At 58.3% G+C, this 21,354-nt stretch carries 18 protein-coding genes; 11 read left to right on the plus strand and 7 right to left on the minus strand.

Annotated elements, in window-relative coordinates:
- The first annotated feature begins 273 nt into the window (after window positions 1-273).
- The 9 genes from sucC (at window position 274) to PhaeoP97_RS14805 (ending at window position 10,848) form a co-directional block, all read left to right on the plus strand.
- Entirely contained in the window at window positions 274-1,467 is a 1,194-nt protein-coding gene (gene sucC / locus PhaeoP97_RS14765; protein ID WP_072505715.1) for an ADP-forming succinate--CoA ligase subunit beta, read from the plus strand.
- A 5-nt stretch (window positions 1,468-1,472) separates the two neighbouring features.
- The gene (locus PhaeoP97_RS20345) at window positions 1,473-1,919 is read left to right on the plus strand and encodes a hypothetical protein (protein ID WP_157891262.1); all 447 of its coding nucleotides are present in this window, start codon (window positions 1,473-1,475) and stop codon (window positions 1,917-1,919) included.
- 21 nt (window positions 1,920-1,940) lie between these two features.
- Window positions 1,941-2,825: a succinate--CoA ligase subunit alpha gene (gene sucD, locus PhaeoP97_RS14770; RefSeq protein WP_014873464.1), complete on the plus strand. Its 885-nt coding sequence runs from the start codon at window positions 1,941-1,943 to the stop codon at window positions 2,823-2,825.
- 263 nt (window positions 2,826-3,088) lie between these two features.
- Entirely contained in the window at window positions 3,089-6,046 is a 2,958-nt protein-coding gene (locus tag PhaeoP97_RS14775) for a 2-oxoglutarate dehydrogenase E1 component (protein WP_072505716.1), read from the plus strand.
- 6 nt (window positions 6,047-6,052) lie between these two features.
- The gene (gene odhB, locus PhaeoP97_RS14780) at window positions 6,053-7,603 is read left to right on the plus strand and encodes a 2-oxoglutarate dehydrogenase complex dihydrolipoyllysine-residue succinyltransferase (RefSeq protein WP_072505717.1); all 1,551 of its coding nucleotides are present in this window, start codon (window positions 6,053-6,055) and stop codon (window positions 7,601-7,603) included.
- A 397-nt stretch (window positions 7,604-8,000) separates the two neighbouring features.
- Window positions 8,001-8,261 (plus strand): hypothetical protein, encoded by a 261-nt coding sequence (locus tag PhaeoP97_RS20655; protein ID WP_237028948.1) that lies wholly within the window; start codon window positions 8,001-8,003, stop codon window positions 8,259-8,261.
- 264 nt (window positions 8,262-8,525) lie between these two features.
- The gene (locus tag PhaeoP97_RS14795; protein ID WP_072505719.1) at window positions 8,526-8,915 is read left to right on the plus strand and encodes an MAPEG family protein; all 390 of its coding nucleotides are present in this window, start codon (window positions 8,526-8,528) and stop codon (window positions 8,913-8,915) included.
- 104 nt (window positions 8,916-9,019) lie between these two features.
- A complete protein-coding gene (lpdA, locus tag PhaeoP97_RS14800) occupies window positions 9,020-10,417 on the plus strand; it encodes a dihydrolipoyl dehydrogenase (RefSeq protein WP_072505720.1) in 1,398 nt (465 codons plus the stop codon).
- 116 nt (window positions 10,418-10,533) lie between these two features.
- Window positions 10,534-10,848 carry an EthD family reductase gene (locus PhaeoP97_RS14805; protein ID WP_072505721.1) on the plus strand — a complete coding sequence of 105 codons (315 nt, stop codon included), beginning with the start codon at window positions 10,534-10,536 and terminating at the stop codon, window positions 10,846-10,848.
- Window positions 10,849-10,893: 45 nt separating this feature from the next.
- Here the strand turns inward: PhaeoP97_RS14805 and PhaeoP97_RS14810 are convergent, their stop codons facing one another.
- From PhaeoP97_RS14810 to PhaeoP97_RS14825, 4 genes are read right to left on the minus strand one after another with little or no spacing between them, the layout of a single operon-like run.
- Window positions 10,894-11,499 carry a pyridoxamine 5'-phosphate oxidase family protein gene (locus PhaeoP97_RS14810; protein ID WP_072505722.1) on the minus strand — a complete coding sequence of 202 codons (606 nt, stop codon included), beginning with the start codon at window positions 11,497-11,499 and terminating at the stop codon, window positions 10,894-10,896.
- A complete protein-coding gene (locus PhaeoP97_RS14815) occupies window positions 11,477-12,226 on the minus strand; it encodes a lysophospholipid acyltransferase family protein (protein ID WP_072505723.1) in 750 nt (249 codons plus the stop codon). The genes PhaeoP97_RS14810 and PhaeoP97_RS14815 overlap by 23 nt, the downstream gene beginning before the upstream one ends.
- Window positions 12,223-13,122 (minus strand): cell division protein FtsX, encoded by a 900-nt coding sequence (locus PhaeoP97_RS14820; protein WP_072505724.1) that lies wholly within the window; start codon window positions 13,120-13,122, stop codon window positions 12,223-12,225. The genes PhaeoP97_RS14815 and PhaeoP97_RS14820 overlap by 4 nt, the downstream gene beginning before the upstream one ends.
- Window positions 13,119-13,796, minus strand: coding sequence for a cell division ATP-binding protein FtsE (locus tag PhaeoP97_RS14825; protein WP_072506510.1), 678 nt, complete (start codon window positions 13,794-13,796; stop codon window positions 13,119-13,121). Before PhaeoP97_RS14825 ends, PhaeoP97_RS14820 begins: the two co-directional genes overlap by 4 nt.
- 216 nt (window positions 13,797-14,012) lie before the next feature.
- Between PhaeoP97_RS14825 and PhaeoP97_RS14830 the strand changes: the two genes are divergently transcribed.
- Window positions 14,013-14,840 (plus strand): zinc-ribbon domain-containing protein, encoded by an 828-nt coding sequence (locus PhaeoP97_RS14830; RefSeq protein ID WP_072505725.1) that lies wholly within the window; start codon window positions 14,013-14,015, stop codon window positions 14,838-14,840.
- A gap of 60 nt (window positions 14,841-14,900) precedes the next feature.
- On the opposite strand, the gene PhaeoP97_RS14835 is transcribed toward PhaeoP97_RS14830, so the two are convergent.
- From PhaeoP97_RS14835 to argH, 3 genes are all read right to left on the minus strand, one after another.
- Complete coding sequence (locus PhaeoP97_RS14835; RefSeq protein WP_072505726.1) at window positions 14,901-17,714, minus strand: DUF4175 domain-containing protein; 2,814 nt, start codon at window positions 17,712-17,714, stop codon at window positions 14,901-14,903.
- A gap of 52 nt (window positions 17,715-17,766) precedes the next feature.
- Window positions 17,767-19,032, minus strand: coding sequence for a diaminopimelate decarboxylase (gene lysA, locus PhaeoP97_RS14840; RefSeq protein ID WP_072505727.1), 1,266 nt, complete (start codon window positions 19,030-19,032; stop codon window positions 17,767-17,769).
- 306 nt (window positions 19,033-19,338) lie between these two features.
- Window positions 19,339-20,733, minus strand: coding sequence for an argininosuccinate lyase (gene argH, locus PhaeoP97_RS14850; RefSeq protein WP_072505729.1), 1,395 nt, complete (start codon window positions 20,731-20,733; stop codon window positions 19,339-19,341).
- A 22-nt stretch (window positions 20,734-20,755) separates the two neighbouring features.
- On the opposite strand from argH, the gene PhaeoP97_RS14855 reads away from it, so the two are divergent.
- Window positions 20,756-21,319, plus strand: a complete 564-nt coding sequence (locus PhaeoP97_RS14855) for a TlpA disulfide reductase family protein (protein ID WP_192849664.1) — start codon at window positions 20,756-20,758, stop codon at window positions 21,317-21,319.
- Window positions 21,320-21,354: the final 35 nt, after the last annotated feature.

Here is a 21,354-nt window from a genome sequence, read left to right on the forward strand (position 1 = left end):
GCAGAAAGACAATGACAAGGCACCGCCGCGTTGAACAACACGCTGACCTATTGCCGCAATTGCATCAAGGACAGTCGGAGTTGGTCTGAACATATGACATCGAATCAACACCGTTCACCTTTCATAAATTTGTGATCACACGCTGGAAAACCGTGATCACAAAATCAACAAATCTTCGGGATTTCTTTACCAGCTGTAAGAAAACCCTTTAAACATTGGCGCTATGACGGCGTATTAGTTCAAGATAATTGCAGCCAGACGGGACAGTTTCAGATGAACATCCACGAATATCAGGCCAAGGCCCTCCTCCGCAGCTACGGCGCGCCGGTTTCGGACGGGCGTGTGGTACTCAAGGCGGAAGACGCCAAAACCGCAGCAGGTGAGCTGGACGGCCCGCTCTGGGTGGTCAAAGCCCAGATCCACGCTGGTGGTCGCGGCAAAGGCTCCTTTAAGGAAGCCGACGCCGGTGAAAAAGGCGGCGTGCGCCTGACCAAATCAGTCGAAGAAGCCGCTGACGAAGCCAAGAAAATGCTGGGCCGCACCCTCGTGACCCATCAGACCGGCCCCGCCGGTAAGCAGGTGAACCGCATCTACATCGAGGCAGGCTCCGGCATTCAGACCGAACTTTATCTCGCGCTGCTGGTGGATCGCCAAACCTCGCGCATCTCCTTTGTCTGCTCCACCGAGGGCGGCATGGACATCGAGGAAGTCGCAGAAGCCACCCCCGAGAAAATCCTGTCCTTCTCTGTTGATCCGGCAACTGGCTATCAGGCGTTCCACGGCCGCCGCGTCGCTTTCTCGCTCGGTCTTGAAGGCGCACAGGTCAAGCAATGCGTGAAGCTGATGGGTCAACTCTACAAGGCATTTGTCGAAAAAGACATGGAAATGCTGGAAATCAACCCGCTGATCGTCTCCGACAGCGGCGATCTGAAGGTGCTGGATGCCAAGGTCGGCTTTGACGGCAACGCGGTCTACCGCCACGCTGACATCTCCGAACTGCGCGACACCACCGAGGAAGACCCCAAGGAGCTGGAAGCCTCCAAATACGATCTGAACTACATCGCTCTGGACGGTGAAATCGGCTGCATGGTGAACGGTGCAGGTCTGGCGATGGCCACCATGGACATCATCAAACTCTACGGCGCTGAGCCTGCGAACTTCCTCGATGTGGGCGGCGGCGCCACCAAGGAGAAAGTGACCGAGGCGTTCAAGATCATCACCTCTGACCCGAACGTCAAAGGCATCCTGGTCAACATCTTCGGCGGCATCATGCGCTGCGACGTCATCGCCGAGGGCGTGGTCGCCGCGGTGAAGGAAGTCGGCCTGAAGGTACCGCTGGTTGTTCGCCTCGAAGGCACCAACGTGGAAGCCGGCAAAGACATCATCAACACCTCCGGTCTTGATGTGATCGCAGCCGACAACCTGTCCGACGGCGCCGAGAAAATCGTGAAAGCGGTTAAGGGTTAAGAAAGTTGAAAAACGTCGTTTTAGTTGCACTTTTGGCTCTGACGGTTTCGGCTTGTCAATCAACCGAGACCACTCAGATTGAGACACGCCCGCAGACTACACTGCAGCAATCTGCCCATGCCCAACCAGGATCACAAGCTGTGAGCCCGGCGATTGCGACAGCAATGTTCAGCAAAATGTGTGGGGGCGAACGATCTAATGTTGCCACACAAGCTGCAAAGCTGGGTTTTGTTCAACATTCGACTTTTAAGACTTACTATCACCCAAAACTGAACCTCTCTGTGAAACTACGAGATGGCGAATGCTCCATGGTGTTCGCCTCAGACGCAAATCCTCAGAAACTCCACCAGGCGTTTAGGGCAAACGAGAGCCAAATCGGCAAGACGACCTTTCAACCGTCGCTGATTGCTACAAGCACTCCCCATTACAACGTCCGCGTCGGAAACAGCTGACAAATCAAGGAGACTCCTAAAATGGCAGTCCTCATCGACGAAAACACCAAGGTCATCTGTCAGGGCTTTACCGGCTCGCAGGGCACCTTTCACTCTGAACAGGCCATTGCCTATGGCACCAAAATGGTCGGCGGCGTGACCCCCGGCAAGGGTGGCCAGACCCACCTGAACCTGCCGGTTTTCAACTCCGTACATGAAGCCAAGCACGTGACCGAAGCCAACGCCTCTGTGATCTACGTGCCGCCCCCCTTCGCAGCTGACTCCATCCTTGAGGCCATCGACGCCGAGATGGAGCTGATTGTCTGCATCACCGAAGGCATCCCGGTGCTGGACATGATGAAGGTGAAGCGCGCGCTGGAAGACAGCAAATCGCGTCTGATCGGCCCGAACTGCCCCGGCGTGATCACGCCTGATGCCTGCAAGATCGGCATCATGCCCGGCCACATCCACAAACGTGGCTCGGTCGGTGTTGTGTCCCGCTCGGGCACCCTGACCTATGAGGCGGTGAAGCAGACCGCAGACATCGGTCTGGGCCAGTCCACCGCTGTCGGCATCGGCGGCGACCCGATCAAGGGCACCGAACACATCGACGTGCTGGACATGTTCCTGAACGATGATGAAACCCAGTCGATCATCATGATCGGTGAAATCGGTGGCTCCGCTGAAGAAGAAGCCGCAGAATTCATCGCCGAGCAGAAGAAAAAAGGCCGCTGGAAGCCCATCGCAGGCTTTATCGCAGGTCGCACCGCCCCTCCCGGCCGTCGCATGGGCCACGCCGGTGCGATCGTTGCCGGTGGCAAAGGTGGTGCCGAAGACAAGATCGAAGCGATGAAATCCGCTGGCATCGTTGTCGCCGACAGCCCCGCCACACTGGGCGAGGCCGTGCTGAAGGCCATCGGCAAGTAATGCCTCAGGCGACCGCATATGGCGAAAGCCACTCTCACCGGGGCAGTTCTGCTGCCTCTGCCCCGGTGCAGAGCGCTCTTTTTGGGCGCTCTTTTCAACTTTCTTTGGATCCTTTCGCTGATGCGACCGTTGATATGCACTGCCGGTCACATCTGCTGCAGGATTCTGCATAGGTTTTACTCTTCCGAAACGCCTTCTGATCAGGCTGCCAGCCATGACCCAAGGTCGCAAAAAACCGGTCCCAACCCGCAAGAGGTACTTTCATGACCGACCAGAGCCCTAATGATCTCTTCCATGCCTCCTCCTTCATGCAGGGGCACAATGCGGAGTATCTGGAGCAGCTCTATGCCCAATACGCCAATGACCCCAATGCGGTGGACGCGGCCTGGGCCGAATTTTTCCGCCAGATGGGGGATGCTGATCTCGACGTAAAGGCCGAGGCCGCAGGCCCCTCATGGGCACGTCCAGACTGGCCGCCTGCTCCGAACGACGATCTGACCGGCGCCTTAACCGGTGAATGGCCCGCTCCGGCGGAAACCAAAAGCGCTGGCAAAAAGATTAAGGACAAGGCCGCCGCCAAGGGTGTCGAGGTGACCGACGATCAGATCCAGCGCGCCGTACTGGACTCGATCCGCGCACTGATGCTGATCCGGGCCTACCGGATCCGAGGACATCTGGCTGCCAATTTAGACCCGCTCGGCATGCGCGAAGGCAGCTCTCATCCAGAGCTGGATCCGCGCACCTATGGGTTTGCCGAAGCCGACATGGATCGCCCGATCTTTATCGACAATGTTCTGGGGCTTCAGGTTGCTTCGATGCGCCAGATCGTGGACATCGTAAAGCGCACCTATTGCGGCACCTTTGCACTGCAATACATGCATATCTCTGATCCCGAACAGGCCAGCTGGCTCAAAGAACGGATCGAAGGTTACGATAAAGAAATCCGCTTTACCCGCGAAGGTCGCAAGGCGATCCTCAACAAGATGGTTGAGGCCGAGGGCTTCGAAAAATTCCTGCACGTCAAATACATGGGCACAAAACGCTTTGGCCTGGACGGCGGCGAAAGTCTGATCCCGGCGATGGAGCAGATCATCAAGCGCGGTGGCGCGCTGGGGATCCGCGATATCGTCATCGGCATGCCGCACCGCGGTCGCCTGTCGGTGCTCGCCAATGTGATGCAGAAGCCGTACAAGGCCATTTTCAACGAATTCCAAGGCGGCAGCTTTAAGCCTGAGGATGTCGATGGGTCGGGCGATGTGAAATATCACCTCGGCGCGTCCTCGGATCGCGAATTTGATGGCAACTCCGTGCACTTGTCGCTAACCGCCAACCCCTCACATCTTGAGGCCGTGAACCCGGTTGTTCTCGGTAAGGTGCGGGCGAAGCAGGATCAGCTGAAAGATGCGGATCGCAGCCAAGTCCTGCCAATCCTTCTGCACGGCGACGCGGCTTTTGCAGGCCAAGGTGTCGTGGCTGAGTGTTTTGCCCTATCAGGTCTGCGCGGTCACAAGGCAGGCGGCACGATGCATATCGTCGTGAACAACCAGATCGGCTTTACCACTGCGCCGCATTTCTCCCGCTCCTCACCCTACCCGACCGACAACGCGCTGGTGGTTGAGGCGCCGATTTTCCACGTCAACGGTGACGACCCTGAAGCCGTGGTTCATGCAGCAAAGGTTGCGATCGAATTCCGCCAAAAATTCCACAAGGACGTTGTTCTAGATATCTTCTGCTATCGCAGGTTTGGTCACAACGAAGGCGACGAGCCCATGTTCACCAACCCGCTGATGTACAAGAAAATCAAGGGTCACAAGACCACGCTGTCGCTTTATACAGAACGACTGGTGAAAGACGGGCTTATTCCCGAGGGCGAGATTGAGGATATGAAAGCCTCTTTCCAGGCACGCCTGAACGAGGAATTTGAAGCTGGAAAGAATTTCAAGCCGAACAAGGCCGACTGGCTGGACGGGCGCTGGTCCCATCTCGACAAACAGAAAGAGGATTACCAGCGTGGCAAGACCTCTGTGTCGCCAGAAACCTTTAAGGAGGTTGGTACCGCTCTCAGCCGCGCGCCAGATGGGTTCCCGGTTCACAAAACCATCGGCCGGTTTCTGGATTCGCGCGCCAAAATGGTTGAAACTGGCGAAGGAATCGACTGGGCCACAGGCGAAGCCCTCGCTTTTGGCTCGCTCTTGACTGAAGGTTATCCAGTTCGTCTTTCGGGTCAGGATGCGACCCGCGGCACGTTCTCGCAGCGCCACTCCGGTGTCGTTAATCAGAACACCGAGGAACGCTATTATCCGCTGAACAACATCCGCAGCGGCCAATCTCAGTACGAGGTGATCGATTCTGCCCTGTCCGAATACGCGGTACTCGGGTTCGAGTATGGGTATTCACTCGCCGAGCCCAACGCGCTGACACTTTGGGAAGCCCAGTTTGGTGATTTCGCAAATGGTGCGCAGATCATGTTTGATCAGTTTATCTCGTCAGGTGAGAGCAAATGGCTGCGCATGTCGGGCTTGGTGTGCCTGCTACCTCATGGGTTTGAAGGCCAGGGTCCGGAGCACTCCTCCGCCCGCCTGGAACGCTTCCTGCAGATGTGTGGTCAGGACAATTGGATTGTCGCAAACTGCACAACACCTGCCAACTACTTCCACATTTTGCGCCGCCAACTACACCGCACGTTCCGCAAGCCGCTCATTATGATGACGCCAAAGTCGCTGCTGCGACACAAGTTGGCAGTCAGCAAGGCCGAAGAATTCACCACCGGCTCCAGCTTCCACCGCGTTCTCTGGGATGATGCCCAGCATGGCAATTCCGACACAAAACTGGTCGACGATGACCAGATCAAGCGCGTCGTTCTCTGCTCTGGCAAGGTCTACTATGATCTTCTGGAAGAACGTGATGCCCGCGGTCTTGATGACGTCTACCTAATGCGGGTGGAACAATATTATCCGTTCCCAGCCATCTCCATGGTCAAGGAACTCAGCCGTTTCAAGCATGCCGAAATCGTTTGGTGCCAGGAAGAACCTAAAAATCAGGGGGCCTGGACGTTTATCGAGCCGAACATCGAGTGGGTACTGACCCGTATCGGTGCCAAGAACAGCCGCCCGATCTATGTCGGCCGCGCCACATCGGCCTCGCCCGCAACGGGTTTGGCCAGCGAACACAAAGCCCAACAAGCTGCGCTCGTCAACGAAGCGCTGAGCATCAAAGGATAACACCCTATGACCACCGAAGTTCGCGTGCCCACCCTGGGCGAATCCGTGACTGAAGCCACCGTCGCCACCTGGTTCAAGAAGCCCGGCGATGTTGTGGCCGCTGATGAAATGCTCTGCGAGCTGGAGACCGACAAGGTCACCGTAGAGGTCCCCGCCCCGGCTGCTGGCACCTTGGGCGAAATCGTTGCCGCCGAAGGTGAGACCGTTGGCGTTGACGCGCTGCTGGCCACCATCGCTGAAGGGGCATCAGGAAGCGCGCCCGCCGCCGCCTCCAAGGCAGAGGCAACCCCAACCGCCGACGCTGACCACAGCGCTGGCAACAGCACGGATGTAATGGTTCCCACGCTTGGCGAATCCGTCAGCGAAGCGACTGTTTCAACCTGGTTCAAAAAGGTTGGCGACAGCGTTGCGCAGGATGAAATGCTGTGCGAATTGGAAACCGACAAAGTCTCCGTCGAGGTACCTTCCCCTGTTGCAGGTGTCCTAACAGAGATCACCGCCGCCGAAGGCAGCACCGTCGATGCGACTGCCAAATTGGGTGTGATCTCAGGTGGCGAAGCAGGCGCCGTAACGCCTACGCCCACCAAAGGCGAAACCGCAGGTGGGGCGCAATATACCACGCCCCCCGCAGGCCAGGGCGGTCCGGCCAAGGATATCGCCAATGCGCCGTCGGCCGAGAAGGCGATGGCTGAGGCCGGTCTCTCTGCAGATCAGGTGCAAGGCAGCGGCCGCGATGGCCGTATCATGAAGGATGACGTCGCCCGTGCCGTGGCAGCTGCCGCAGCTGCACCAGCTGCCAGCACTTCGGCCCCAGCAGCGGCCGCACCTGTGCGTGCGCCGGTTGCTGCAGATGACGCCGCCCGTGAAGAGCGCGTGAAAATGACACGCCTGCGCCAGACAATCGCCAAGCGTCTGAAGGACAGTCAAAACACCGCTGCGATGCTCACCACCTACAACGAGGTCGACATGACTGAGGTGATGGCCCTGCGCAACGAGTACAAGGATCTGTTCCTGAAAAAGCACGGTGTGAAACTGGGCTTCATGTCCTTCTTCACCAAGGCCTGCTGCCATGCGCTGAACGAGGTCCCCGAGGTCAATGCCGAGATCGATGGCACCGACATCGTCTACAAGAACTTCGTCCACATGGGCATTGCTGCTGGCACGCCCACAGGCCTGGTTGTGCCGGTGATCCGCGACGCCGATGCGATGTCCTTTGCCGAGATCGAAAAGGCAATTGCCGAGAAAGGCGCCCGCGCCCGCGACGGCAAACTGTCGATGGCAGAGATGCAGGGCGGCACCTTCACCATCTCCAACGGTGGTGTCTACGGCTCGCTGATGTCCTCGCCCATCCTGAACCCACCGCAATCCGGCATCCTGGGCATGCACAAGATCCAGGACCGCCCGATGGCGATCAACGGCAAGGTTGAGATCCGCCCGATGATGTATCTGGCACTGTCCTATGACCACCGCATCGTCGACGGCAAAGGTGCTGTGACCTTCCTCGTGCGCGTCAAGGAAGCGCTGGAAGACCCCCGCCGCCTGCTGATGGATCTGTAATCTTGTCCAAACCAATCAGTATTTGGATTATCTCGGTTTTAACTTGGCTCATATCGCTAGCCTCGGTCCAAAACCTTGTTCAAATACTGATTGGTTGGCCATCACAACAAGATCATGTGTTTCGCGTGGAAGCCATTTTTCTGTCCTCGCTTATGAGCTTTCTCATGTTCGGTATGTGGGGATTACTCACATTCCGAGAGTCTGCAAAAGCGGTTTATGCCGGTTGCTCTACAGTCTTGTTTCTCGTTTGCCTCTTCGCGTTGAGTAGCATTAAACCTGCTTTTTTCGCTGAACCTGCGTACGTCGACACGTTCTATGTTCGGCCAGTGCAGTTCGCTGTCTGGCTCACCATTGTCAGCTTTTTGGTCGCAATGACGGGTTGGAAGCTTAATCGCCAATGACGTCTCCTCAACCAGATACAGAGATACGCGCCGAACTTGTCCGACTGACCGAAGGTCTGGACTACTATCGCGCGTGGTGGATTGCACAACTGGAGGCAACGCTCCCAGCGGGAGAAACGCTGGACCTCAACACCGTTGTGGTACCTGGAAGTGACTTCCTCGATATTTATGATCAGCAGTCTCGCAAAGGCGCCCGTAAGCAAATTCTAGAGGAGGTACAAAGTTGGTACGCCCACGCTGCAAATGCAATTTCATGATATTATGAAGTCAGGCCACCAAGAGATTAATCAGGAAACAAAGGCCTTTCTCGCTCGATTTCGCACGGATATGGGCTTTGATTTCTTCGCGACATCGGGCCTGATACGCATGACAATGAACAAAGCTATAAAGCGCGGCAGGCTTGCCAATGATGTGGAGTGATACATGCTTGAGAAATTTATGGTGGACGGTACACCGAGCGACTTCACTCCCAAAGAGATTGCCCCGATCCGACTGCTGATGAAAGTCTATAAAGAATCAAAATGACCGCAGAACTCACCGCCCTCACCCTCGCCGCGCTTCTGCAAGCGCTTCAGTTTTGCGCATATGCCATCACGGCAAATCGCCAACTGGATCCGAAAATAGCACTTGGCCCACGCGACACGCCGGTCACCCTGACAGGTACAGCCGGACGCTTCAAACGTGCGATGGAAAACCATTTCGAAGGGCTGATCCTGTTCACCATCGCCTGCGGCGTGGTGGTGATCAGCGATCAATCGACGGGCTTCACCGCAGGCTGTGCCTGGGTCTATCTTTGCGCCCGGGTGCTCTACGTGCCGGCTTACGCCTTGGGCTGGACCCCTGGCCGCTCGATCATCTGGTTTGTCGGCTTTTTTGCCACCGTCTTTATGTTGATCGCAGCGCTGGTATGAGCCGTCACCTTTCCCAAATACTCCGGGGGAGGCCCGCAAGGGCCGGGGGCAGAGCCCCTTTTCCCCATGACCTTAATCGCTAACCCCTCAAGGAGCACATCAATATGGCATCCTATGACGTGATCGTAATCGGCGCCGGCCCCGGTGGCTATGTCTGCGCCATCCGCTGCGCACAGCTGGGCCTCAAGACCGCAGTGGTCGAGGGCCGCGAAACCCTCGGCGGTACCTGCCTCAACGTCGGCTGTATCCCCTCAAAGGCCCTGTTGCACTCGACCCATCTGCTGCATGAAGCGGAACATAACTTCGCCCATATGGGTCTGAAGGGCAAAAGCCCCTCGGTCGACTGGGCGCAGATGAAATCCTACAAGGAAGAGGTCATCGGCCAGAACACCGGCGGCATCGAGTTTCTGTTCAAGAAGAACAAGATCGACTGGATCAAGGGCTGGGCCTCCATCCCCGAGGCTGGCAAGGTCAAGGTGGGCGATGACACCCATGAGGCCAAGAACATCGTGATTGCCTCCGGCTCGGTGCCCTCCTCGCTGCCAGGCGTCGAGGTCGACAACGCCAAGGGGATTGTAGTGGACAGCACCGGCGCGCTGGACCTGCCCAAGATCCCAAAGAAAATGGTCGTAATCGGTGCCGGCGTCATCGGGCTGGAACTGGGGTCGGTCTATGCACGTCTCGGGTCTGACGTGACCGTGGTTGAATATATGGACGCCGTTTGCCCCGGCATGGACAAAGATGTTCAGCGCAGCTTCAAGCGGATCCTTGAAAAACAGGGTCTGAACTTCATCATGGGGGCTGCGGTACAGGAGGTTGAAACCTCCAAGACCAAAGCAAAGGTGAAGTACCAGCCGAAAAAAGGCGGCGATGACGAAGTGATCGATGCCGATGTGGTGTTGGTCGCCACCGGTCGCAAGCCCTACGCTGAGGGGCTGGGCCTTGATGCTCTGGGTGTCAAGATGACCGAGCGCGGCCAGATCGCAACCGACGCCCATTGGGCCGCGAATGTCAAAGGTGTCTATGCCATCGGTGACGTTATCGAGGGGCCGATGCTGGCCCATAAGGCCGAAGATGAAGGAATGGCGGTGGCCGAGGTGATTGCGGGCAAACATGGCCACGTCAACTACGGCGTGATCCCCGGCGTGGTCTACACCACACCCGAGGTGGCCACCGTGGGCCAGACCGAAGATGCGCTGAAGGCCGAAGGTCGCAAGATCAAGACCGGCAAGTTCATGTTCATGGGCAACGCCCGCGCCAAGGCCGTGCATCAGGCCGAAGGCGGCTTCGTAAAGTTGATTGCGGACAAGGAAACCGATCGTATTCTAGGCGCATCAATCATCGGTCCAGCAGCTGGCGACCTAATCCACGAAATCTGTGTAGCGATGGAATTCGGCGCTTCCGCCGAGGATCTGGCCCTCACTTGCCATGCGCATCCAACCTACTCCGAAGCCGTCCGCGAAGCGGCACTGGCCTGCGGCGACGGCCCGATCCACAGCTAACTTTGCCAATTGGGAAACGGCATGTATCACGCTGCCAGTCCCTACTAGATATGATACTTACACCAATACGGCCCACTCATTGGTGGGCCGTATTCTCTTGAAACGGAGCCTATGCTATGAGCGTCAGCCTGCAAGTGATCTACCCTGCCTCTGCCGAGGCGATTTTTGACTACGACTATTATGAAAACACTCATCTGCCCCTTGTCGAAGAACATTGGGGAGAGCTGATGGAAACCGTCGAGGCATCGCGCGGCATCGCGGGTGGGCCTGACGTACCTGCGCCCTATCTGCTGATCGCAACGATCACCTTTGCTGATATGGACACGCTGGACATGGCAATGGGTGAAAAAGGCGGTCCCATAATTGATGACGTCATCAATTTCACCAATGTGCAACCACAGATCTTGGTCGGCCAGGTCTTGATGAGCTGATCAAGACAAAGGTATTTTTGGTGGCGCTGAACGCAGGCCACCCTGCTACCACATCGTTTCGGCAGCGCGCGGAGCCCAAGCCTCATCATAGGTCGCTCCGCCCTCTTCGCCCGCAGTTTGTTCCGCAAGAATCTCTCCCATAGAGGGCAGAGCGTCGCTATCGTCACCCGCGGACCAGGTCCCTGCGCGCATCAGGGCGCGCGCGCATTGACTGTATATTTCGTCAATTGCGATGACAATAACTGTACGGGGTTGTTTGCCATTCTTGTCGAAACGCTCCAGCACATGGGCGTCCGCCGTGATTTGTGCGCGGCCATTCACCCGCACAACATTGTTTGAACCGGGCACAAGGAACATGAGCGATACGCGAGGATCGCGGACGATGTTGCGCAGGCTGTCAATGCGGTTGTTCCCACGCCAATCCGGCAGGGCCAGCGTGCCCGGGTTCAATTCCAACACAACCGGACCATCGTCGCCGCGTGGACTATCATCCGTGCCTTCGGGACCAACCGTCGCCAACATGCACAGACGTGACGCCATGATCCACTGACTATAGAGCGGTGTCATTTGTCGCGCCACTTTGCGTATAGAGGGTGCCCCCGGTGTCCCGTAAAGTGCCTCTAGCTGTTCAACCGTGTTGAGAAATTCCATCGCGCGTGAACCCCGCTTCCTGCATCAACTTATCAGAATGTGACTCGACCTGTTCTTCCAGCGTTGCCATGAATGCATTGCGTTCCAAGCCGGGCGCGATAGAGGGTAAGAACTCCACCACGGCCAGACCCGGCTTACGCAGAATGCCCGTACGAGGCCAGAACAGGCCGACATTTGTGGCGGCAGGCACGCAAGGCTGCTCAAGCGCTGCATAAAGAACGCCGGTACCGATCTTATAAGGTTTGTCAGCCCCAGGCGCGACGCGTGTCCCCTGCGGGTAAATCACCAACTGGCCCGGATCGGAAAACTCGGCCGCGACGTCTTTAACCATTCGAGCAATGGCATTGCCCTTTTTCCCGCGGTTCACCGGCACACAGCCAAGCCGCTTGGCATAGATACCAATGATCGGTGTCCACAACAGTTCTCGCTTCATGATGAACTTGGCAGCCGGCGTTGCGTGAAAGATAATCAGAATATCAAGAAAACTCTGATGTTTGGCCGCGATGATGACCTCTTCGGTCGGGATTGGTCCACGTACCTCGGTGCGTAGCCCCAGCATCCAGCGGGCGCACCACAGAACATAGCCTGCATAGGTCCGGCACGCCATCCGCGCGCCCCGTGGCGAGACCAGCGCCCAAGGAGCAAAGACTAACCCAAAGACGGCCATCATCACATAGATCTGAACCATAAACACGGCCGAGAGCAGCCATCGAAATGCAGTTTTCACGCCAAATCTCCAAGACGTTTGTTGGCCGCACGCGTTGTTGCGGCAAAGGCGACGAGCGCACCAAGCACAGGAATGCACAGCGGCAGGAGCCAGCTCCAGCCCTGAAAGCCCAAACCGGTCAGAAACCCACCCTCGCGTGAGGCTTCGGGCATCAGCCACACCCCGATCATGCCTAGGGCAACACCCACTGCAGCCCCCAGAAGGGCGCGCAGAGTAAATCGGCGGATAAAGGCCTGCGCAATGTAGGTATCCAAGGCTCCGACCAGTCGTAGCACTTCGATCACCTGAGAATTGGCCGCTAGTGCTGCATTTGCCGCAAGAGTTATCATCGCTGCCGTGGCCCCACCGATCAACAGGATCGACACCCAGGCCAGTCGGCGCAAGGCCTGTGCCGCGTCCACAAGAGGCGCACGCCAGCGGGTGTGATCATCAAGGATTGCGCCCGGAACTTCAGCCTGAAGCCGCAAACGCAAACCAACCGCATCATAACCCGGATCATCTTCGATCACCTCAATCAGTTGCGGAATGGGCAGCGTATCCAGCGGCAGCTCAGTCCCAAACCAGGGCGTCAGCAGGGCTGCCTGCTCCTCGCGGCTCAGCGCGCGGACAGAGGCAACACCTGGGGTCTGTTCCAGAATGCTCAGTGCCGCCTCGGTCTGCGCAACACGCTGTTCCGCCGGGGCATTGATGCGCAGCGTTGCGGCGCGCGCCAGCTCTTCTGCCCAGCGATCCGCCAATCGACCAGAGGCCAGCGACAGGGCCAGCGCAAAAACGGCCAAAAAGGCCATTGCACCCGACACAAACAAAGTGAGCTGTGCTGTAAACCCACTCGGCGGCACCACCCGGTCGGCCTGAGCATCACCGACGATGAGATTGCGGAGACGGGACAGGTTCATAGGTCCACCCCCGCCTGCTGAAGCTGCCGGTTCGAAATCCGCAGAACCCGTGCTTGCACCTGTTTTTTGGCGGCTCGGATCAGCGACAAATCATGGGTGGCTACTAGGACGGTTTTGCCCATGTGATTCAACTCGACAAGCAGTTGTAACAGCCGCTGCGACATTTCCCAGTCAACATTGCCGGTTGGCTCATCCGCGATGATCACATCGGGCGACAGGATCACCGAACGGGCCAACGCCGCGCGTTGGCGTTCACCACCGGAAAGCTCCGGCGGCCTCGCATGGGCGCGATCTGAAAGACCAACCCAACTCAGCAGTTCGTTCAAATTCGCCTCTTCCTGATCAATATCTCGGCCCGATACTGTCAGAGGCAAAGCGATATTCTCGATCACCGACAGATGGTCAAGAAATCGGCAATCCTGATGAACAACACCGACGCGACGGCGTAGATACGCCATCTGATCGCGATCCAACCCATTGATATCCATGTTAAACGCCCGCGCCCGGCCAGAGGTTGGCGTTAGCGCCCCATAGCACAGCTTCAGCAGCGTAGTCTTGCCCGCGCCGGATGGCCCGGTCAGGAAATGGAACGAGCCCGGCGCAAGCTGCACCGACACCTCGTTCAGCAGTTCCCCGCCGCCGTAGTTGTACCCCACATTGTCCAGCTCGATCACGGCGGTCCCCTTTTGGTCCCCGGTGTTTTGCCCGACTGAGCGCGCAGTTTCAATGGTTCGCGCTGTTGCCATCCCGCCCCGGCCCGTTTTGCATGACAGGTCCCGCGCGATTGGCTCTTTCGTGGAAAGACGGAACTGCCTATGATTATTCAACAATCACCCGCCGACAGCCGCCCGGACCCCCCCGGAGCCACCTTAGGTCCCAAGGAGTGACCCATGCGACTGACATGTCCGAACTGTGCTGCCCAGTATGAGGTGCCGGATGATGTGATCCCGGATGAAGGGCGCGATGTCCAGTGCTCAAACTGCGGTCAAACCTGGTTTCAGGCTGGCCACGCGGTCACATCACAGGATGATATTGATCCCAATCTGCCTTCAGCCGATGCTTCAGAGGCGGATCATCTGACGGATCCTTCCACAACCATAAGTGACGACGACCACGCAATCGCTCATGATACAACGCCTGCACAGGATGAGGACCCACAGAACAGTCACCCAGAAGTAGCAGCGCAAGCGCGGGGTCTGGATCCTTCAATCAGCGATATCCTGCGTGAAGAGGCCCAACGCGAGGCCAGCCTGCGTGCCGCAGAGGCGGGCAGCCTGCAGACGCAAACCGATCTCGGGTTGGATTCACTCCCCGAAGACGAATCCGCACGGCGGGCCCGCGAAGCGCGCGAACAGATGGCGCGTATGAGGGGGGAAGACCCCCAACAACTGGCAACATCAGAGACCGAGTCCCGCCGCGGGCTCCTGCCCAATATAGACGAAATCAATTCCACCTTGCGATCAGGTGGTGACATACCTGCTGCGGCAATCGCCCCGCCGACAGATGCCGCACCGCCCAAGAAAAAGCGGAACTTCACCCGCGGTTTCGCCTTTGCACTACTGATCGCGCTGGCACTGGCCATGGCCTATGACAACGCTCCATTGATTGCACAGAAACTGCCGCAGGCGGATCCCTACCTCAGCAGCTATGTTGCCAAAGTGGATGCCGCACGACTGTGGTTAGATACCAAGGTCCGCGCATTCACCGTGCAGCAATAAGATAATGTATCGGCGCAATGCTTCGTACCGAAATTGGGTGTCAGACTGTATTTTGATGGATCAAAACCGGTCGAGGAGCCGCTCAAGATAGTTGCGTTCAGTGTCGCTGCGGTTGCGCTCACCGGCCCGGCGGCGGATTTCCTCCAGCAGGTCCCATGCACGACGATAGGCCTGGCCTTCACTGAACTGGCCATCGGAAACTCCACCGTCCCCCTGTTCGCCATTGCGCCGTCCCAGCGGATCCATGCGACTGCCCTGCGCCGACGTATTGGCACGCCCCTGACCCTGCTGTTGTCCCGGTTGCTGCTGTTCCGCCATCGCTTCACCAAGAGCACGCATCCCTTCACGCAACGCCTCCATCGCGTCGGACTGGCGGTCAATAGCCTCGGCCAGATCCCCCTGGCGCAGCGCATCCTCGGCACCATCCATAGCTCGACCAGCATCTTCCAGCGCATCGCGCGTCGCTTCTCCGCCGTCACCGCCGCTAAGGGGCAGGCCGTCGCGTTGCGCCTGCAGCTGATCCCGTAGGGCTTGCTGGCGATCTGCGAGAGAGCCGCCCAAGCCCCGTTCGCCGCCTTGTTGCCCACTTGGTTGTCCGTCTGCACCGCCCCTCTGAGCGGTACCAGTGTCAGGGGAGCGCTGCCCCTGCCCACTTTGGCCCGATTGCCGGTTGCCACTGGGGTCGCCAGATCCGGGGCGATCACCTTTGCCACCCTGGTTGCCCTGACCGCCCTCGTGCGACTGCCCACGCCCAAGACCGCCGTTGCGGCCCTCGTTGCCCTGATTTTCGCCGCGACGGGCGCCGGGATTGAACTGCTCCTGCAAATTACGAAATGCCTGATCAGACAGCCCTTGCTGTTCTCGCAGAGTTTCGGCCAGCCCTTCCATGCTCTGCTCACCCGGGTCCCCATTCTGACCTGGCTGACCTTCGGTGACGCGCATGTTTTCCATCATCTGCTGGAACTCACGCAGCGCCTGTTCAGCCTCTGCCATTCGGCCCTGCTCCATCAAGTCCTGAATGCGATCCATCATCGCTTGCAGGTCCTGTTGCGTTAGCTGCATCGCGTTTTCATCCGCCCCCCCCTGCTGTTCGCCCTGCTCTCCCTGTTGCTGCGCCTGCCGCTGCAGTTGGCGCAAATAGTCTTGCGTCGCGTCGCGCAGTTGCTGCATCAGACGGGAAATTTCTTCCTCAGTAGCACCATCGCGCATTGCCTGGCTCAACTGTTCCTCGGCGCGCTGCATCCGCGCTAACGCGTCACCGACATCTCCGTCTTCCAGCTGAATCGCCAGTTGCCAGAGCGCCTCTGCCAGCTCTTCCTGCACTTCGGCACTCAAACTGCCATTGGCACTGTGCTGCTCAAGCCGTCGTAGAATTGTTCGCAAGCGAAGGTAATCGCCACGATCATGGAATACCTCAGCCGGGTAATGGGACAATGCCCGCAAAACCTGTGCCACACGCGGTGCATTGACCCGTGCCCAAAGGAGATCCCGTCGCTGTTCAGCCACTGCCGCCGCCATGGGATCAAAGAACCGGCGTGTCACAAGAGATGATGACAGCGGTTCTGACAAAGTGCGTTGACCCGCCGCATCCTGTGCCGTCATCCGGTAGGTGACCGGCATATTCGCCCAGGCATGCTTCGCAAAGGCATCAATCATCTGCTCGTCAAAGGCACGGCGATCCCCACTGAGCGGCAGTGATAAATCCAGCACAATTGGGTCCCGTGGATCGGGCTGGGCCACAAGGCCATGTCGCCGCACAAGCGCCTCCATGTCGAGCGAGATTTCGACTTGACCGTCCACTACACCATAGTCATCGCTCGCGGTATAAGTCAGCGTTGTGGTATCGTCGGCTTCCAATGTCGGATCACCTATGATGGCAATCGTGGGGGGGAGATCCGCGACCAGACGTATATCCCAACTGCGCCCACCCACGCCATTGATCGCTATAGTGCCATCTTCGGTGATCATGAAACTCTGCTCTGAATCTGCAGCCGAAGGCAGATCCCCGGTTCGCCCCGATACGGTTTCATCCAGCGTCAGATCACCGACCTCACCGTAGAACCGCAGGGTTAAACGGCTATTCTCTGGTAGGCTCAGCACTTCATCGGTTTGATCATTCAAATATAACACCGGCAGACCGGTGTAGCGCGGCGGCTCAACCCAGCCCTCCCATGTTGGCCCAGCAGTGGCCGCCACAGCGCCAGGAGCCAGCTCTCCCAGCGTGCCTGCGCGCCATATAGACCCGAACAGCATCGCCACCGCCAGTGCCAAAACGGCCAGATAACGCAGCGCAAATGGGTCTGCCCGGGCGACCGAGAGATCGGGTTTCGGGGCAACAGCAGTGGCTGCGCGCGCCTGCATCCGCTGCAAATGCGCGCGCCACAAGACCTGTGACGCCGGATCATCAGATCCAATTGCCTGCGCATCCAGCAGCGCTGCAATCGGATGGCCGGGCAGCGTCACATCTAACCTGGCTAGAGCATCGGCGGCGCGCGGGAAACGAAAGCGCCAGAAGCCAAAACCCAGTGCAGCAAGAACGGCAAGTACCAAAAGCACAGCTCCGGCCCAGACCAATTCAACAGGCAGCTGTTCATGCAAGCCAAGCATCACGGCCGCCAGCGCCAACATTACCAGCGATACAAGCGGCCAGAACGTCTGCACCAACCGTTCCGCCAGCAGGCCCAGCCAGGTCAGCCGCAGAGGCCAGCGTAGGGCCGCCAGACGTGGGTCCAAGAACCCTAGGTCACCTGGTGTAACGGCAGTTTTGCATGGTGAATCCCCTCCCCCTTGTCCACGATCTGACCCGCCCGGCGGGCCGAGCGCGTCAGACGGTCGTGTATCAGCCTTGCGGCGAAACTCAGGGTCGTTGGCCATGGCGGCGGCGCCTCCGGTCAGCTCTGCGCCGCGTCAGATGCCGCGAAACCCGTCAGAGCCACTTAGGGATGGTATCGCGGTTTATCATTTCGTCAAAGTCCGGACGTCGGCGGATAACCGCGAATTGATCCCCGTTAACCAGCACCTCTGGGATCAACGGACGAGAATTGTATTCGCTGGACATCACCGCACCATAGGCCCCGGCACTGCGGAAAGCGACGAGATCCCCCGATTCGAGCGACGGCATATCGCGATGGCGTGCAAATGTGTCCCCGCTTTCGCACACAGGGCCGACAATATCGTAGGGACGCTGTTCCTGCCCGGCCTGCGGCTCCACCACCGGCACGATATCATGATAGGCCTCATACATGGCAGGGCGGATCAGATCATTCATAGCCCCGTCAATGATCAGAAAATCACGATCTTCGCCGGATTTAACATAGATCACTTTGCTGACCATGATCCCTGCGTTCCCGGCGATCAACCGACCCGGTTCAATCTCGATTTCGCACCCCAGATGCCCAAGCGTGCGCTGCACCATAGCGCCGTATTCGACCGGCAAAGGTGGCGTATCGTTGGAACGGGTATAAGGAATGCCCAGACCGCCCCCCAGATCCAACCGGTGAATGTCATGGCCATCTGCACGCAACTGTTCGGTCAGCTCTGCGACTTTGGAGTACGCCAACTCAAACGGCTCCAGCTCAGTCAGCTGCGAGCCGATATGAACGTCGATACCGATGACCTTGAGCCCCGGCAGACTAGCGGCGCGTGCATAGACGTCGCGAGCCCGGGCAATCGGAATACCAAATTTGTTTTCCGACTTTCCGGTAGCAATCTTTGCATGGGTCTTGGCATCGACATCGGGATTCACCCGCACGGTGATCGGGGCGACAAGGCCCAGCTCCACTGCAACAGCGTTGATCACATCCATTTCAGGTTCGGATTCCACGTTGAACTGGCGGATGCCACCGCTGAGTGCGATGCGAATTTCGTCCTGAGTTTTACCAACACCAGAAAACACAATCTTGTCGCCGGGCACACCCGCAGCTTTGGCGCGCAGATATTCGCCTTGGCTGACCACATCCATACCGGCACCGGCCTGTGCCAGCGTTTTGAGGATCGCCTGATTACTAGCCGCCTTCATCGCGTAACAAACCAGGTGATCCATCCCCTTCAATGCATCGTCAAAGAGGTGAAAATGGCGCAGCAGCGTCGCTGTAGAATAGAGGTAAAACGGAGTGCCCACGGCGGCCGCAATCTCGGCCACCGGCACGTCTTCGGCGTAAAGCGCGCCGTCGCGGTAGAGAAAATGATCCATAGGTCGCGCTTAGACCAGAACCGGGGCGCGGATCAAATGATTCCGCAGTTAATCACACACCAAGGTACACGCTGAGCGGCCCCTTGTGCAGGCCTAAGCTACCGCCTGCATGTACACCGCTATTGGACACCCCAACCCCAGCGTTCAGTGATGGGCGTACCGGTTCGCCATCAACTCCACAGGCTGCAAGACCCACACACGCGGCGAGCACAAAAAGAACAGCAATCATTTTCTGCATGTCAGGCCCTTTCGAATTGGGCGGTTGCGGCCGGGTTGGCAGATCGCCGCCGCCCGAATTGCGACCAATCAGCTCGCCAGAATGCTCTGCCAGCGTGCGACCTGCGCGAGCACCTGCTTTGGTGCGGTACCGCCATAAGACATACGTGAGTTTACCGAGTTTTCGACGCCAAGCACAGTAAAGATATCTTCGGTGATGCCGCCGTGGACGCCTTGCATATCCTCGAGCGACAGGTCTGGCAGGTCACAACCACGGCTTTCGGCCATGGCAACCAGCGTGCCGGTTACATGATGCGCATCGCGGAACGGTACCTTCAGCACCCGCACCATCCAGTCGGCAAGGTCGGTTGCCGTGGAAAAGCCAGAGCCGGCAGCCGTGGCAAGGCTTTCGCGGTTGGCGGTCATATCCTTGACCATGCCTTCCATCGCGGCCAGCGCCAGCATCCAGTTGTCAGCGGCGTCAAAGACCTGTTCCTTGTCTTCCTGCATGTCCTTGGAATAGGCCAGCGGTAGCCCCTTCATCACCATCATCAACGCGGTATTGGCACCAAAAATCCGGCCCACCTTGGCGCGGATCAGCTCGGCTGCGTCGGGGTTCTTCTTCTGCGGCATGATCGACGAACCCGTGGAGAAACGGTCAGACAGGGTCACAAAGCGGAACTGCGCCGAGGACCAGATCACCAGCTCTTCGGCAAAGCGGGATAGATGAATGGCGCTGATCGAGGCCACACTCAGAAATTCGAGCGCAAAATCGCGGTCGCTGACTGCGTCCAGCGAGTTGGCCGCCGGGCGGTCAAAGCCCAGCGCCGATGCCGTCATCTCCCGGTCGATTGGAAAGGATGTGCCGGCCAGCGCCGCCGCGCCCAGAGGCGATTCGTTCATGCGTTTGCGTGCGTCGCGCACGCGGGACAAATCGCGGCCGAACATCTCCACATAAGCCATCATGTGGTGTCCCCAGGTCACCGGCTGCGCGGTCTGCAAATGGGTAAAGCCCGGCATCACCCAATCGGCGCCCGCCTCGGCCTGCGACAGAAGCGCACGGATCAGCGCCAAAAGACCCGATTCAGCCGCGTCCAGCTGATCACGCACCCAGAGTTTGAAATCGGTCGCCACCTGGTCATTGCGGCTGCGGCCCGTGTGCAGACGGCCTGCAGGCTCTCCGATGACCTCTTTCAGACAGGCCTCCACATTCATATGGATGTCTTCCAGTGCCGTCGAAAACTGGAATGTTCCGCCCTCGATCTCTGACAAGACCGTGAGCAGCCCTTCCCGAATGGCCTCGGCATCATTATCCGTAATAACGCCTGTTGCGGCCAACATCGCCGCATGGGCCCTGGAACCTGCGATGTCTTGTGTTGCCATCCGCTTGTCGAACCCGATCGAAGCATTAATTGCTTCCATGATCGCGTCCGGGCCAGCGGCAAAGCGGCCGCCCCACATCTGGTTCGAGGATTGATCTGTCATGGTGTGGAACCCCGGAGATAATATGCGTCTGTTTCGTCAGCTTTCCCTTTATATGGCCCTGACCTTGGGTGCAAATGCAGCCTTTGCGATTGACCCTGCCACGCTTGAGACTCTGCGTGACGGGGATATGAAGAAACTCGTGGTGCACACGGCGCCGCAGCCTGTGTCTGGTGCCGCATTTCAGCTGGCCGACGATGCTGGCACGGCAACGCTTGCCGACTATAAGGGCAAGATCGTGCTACTGAATTTCTGGGCCACATGGTGTGCCCCTTGCCGCGCGGAAATGCCAATGCTGTCCGAACTGCAAACTGAGCTTGGCGGCGACGACTTCGAGGTCCTGACCTTGGCGACCGGGCGGAACTCACCCACCGGGATACAGAAATTCTTTGACGAGACGGGAATCGACAATCTGCCGCGACATCAGGATCCCAAACAGGCCGTGGCACGCGAGATGGCCATCCTAGGCCTGCCGATCACAGTATTGCTGGATCGGGAAGGCGCGGAAATCGCACGGCTGCGCGGCGATGCCGAATGGAACTCCGAGAGTGCCAAATCCATTATCAGGGCGCTCATAGAGGCAAAGTGATCGCCTCGCAGGCCCCGCCTCGCGACGCACGCCGC

Source organism: Phaeobacter porticola (assembly GCF_001888185.1).
GTDB classification, from domain to species: Bacteria; Pseudomonadota; Alphaproteobacteria; order Rhodobacterales; family Rhodobacteraceae; genus Phaeobacter; species Phaeobacter porticola.

Excerpts from the sequence above, each read along its gene's own strand:
- sucC (WP_072505715.1), top strand. The coding sequence starts at position 274 with ATGAACATCCACGAATATCAGGCCAAGGCCCTCCTCCGCAGCTACGGC.
- sucD (WP_014873464.1), top strand. The coding sequence starts at position 1,941 with ATGGCAGTCCTCATCGACGAAAACACCAAGGTCATCTGTCAGGGCTTT.
- PhaeoP97_RS14775 (WP_072505716.1), top strand. The coding sequence starts at position 3,089 with ATGACCGACCAGAGCCCTAATGATCTCTTCCATGCCTCCTCCTTCATG.
- odhB (WP_072505717.1), top strand. The coding sequence starts at position 6,053 with ATGACCACCGAAGTTCGCGTGCCCACCCTGGGCGAATCCGTGACTGAA.
- PhaeoP97_RS20655 (WP_237028948.1), top strand. The coding sequence starts at position 8,001 with ATGACGTCTCCTCAACCAGATACAGAGATACGCGCCGAACTTGTCCGA.
- PhaeoP97_RS14795 (WP_072505719.1), top strand. The coding sequence starts at position 8,526 with ATGACCGCAGAACTCACCGCCCTCACCCTCGCCGCGCTTCTGCAAGCG.
- lpdA (WP_072505720.1), top strand. The coding sequence starts at position 9,020 with ATGGCATCCTATGACGTGATCGTAATCGGCGCCGGCCCCGGTGGCTAT.
- PhaeoP97_RS14805 (WP_072505721.1), top strand. The coding sequence starts at position 10,534 with ATGAGCGTCAGCCTGCAAGTGATCTACCCTGCCTCTGCCGAGGCGATT.
- PhaeoP97_RS14810 (WP_072505722.1), bottom strand. The coding sequence starts at position 11,499 with ATGGAATTTCTCAACACGGTTGAACAGCTAGAGGCACTTTACGGGACA.
- PhaeoP97_RS14820 (WP_072505724.1), bottom strand. The coding sequence starts at position 13,122 with ATGAACCTGTCCCGTCTCCGCAATCTCATCGTCGGTGATGCTCAGGCC.
- PhaeoP97_RS14830 (WP_072505725.1), top strand. The coding sequence starts at position 14,013 with ATGCGACTGACATGTCCGAACTGTGCTGCCCAGTATGAGGTGCCGGAT.
- PhaeoP97_RS14835 (WP_072505726.1), bottom strand. The coding sequence starts at position 17,714 with ATGGCCAACGACCCTGAGTTTCGCCGCAAGGCTGATACACGACCGTCT.
- lysA (WP_072505727.1), bottom strand. The coding sequence starts at position 19,032 with ATGGATCATTTTCTCTACCGCGACGGCGCGCTTTACGCCGAAGACGTG.
- argH (WP_072505729.1), bottom strand. The coding sequence starts at position 20,733 with ATGACAGATCAATCCTCGAACCAGATGTGGGGCGGCCGCTTTGCCGCT.
- PhaeoP97_RS14855 (WP_192849664.1), top strand. The coding sequence starts at position 20,756 with ATGCGTCTGTTTCGTCAGCTTTCCCTTTATATGGCCCTGACCTTGGGT.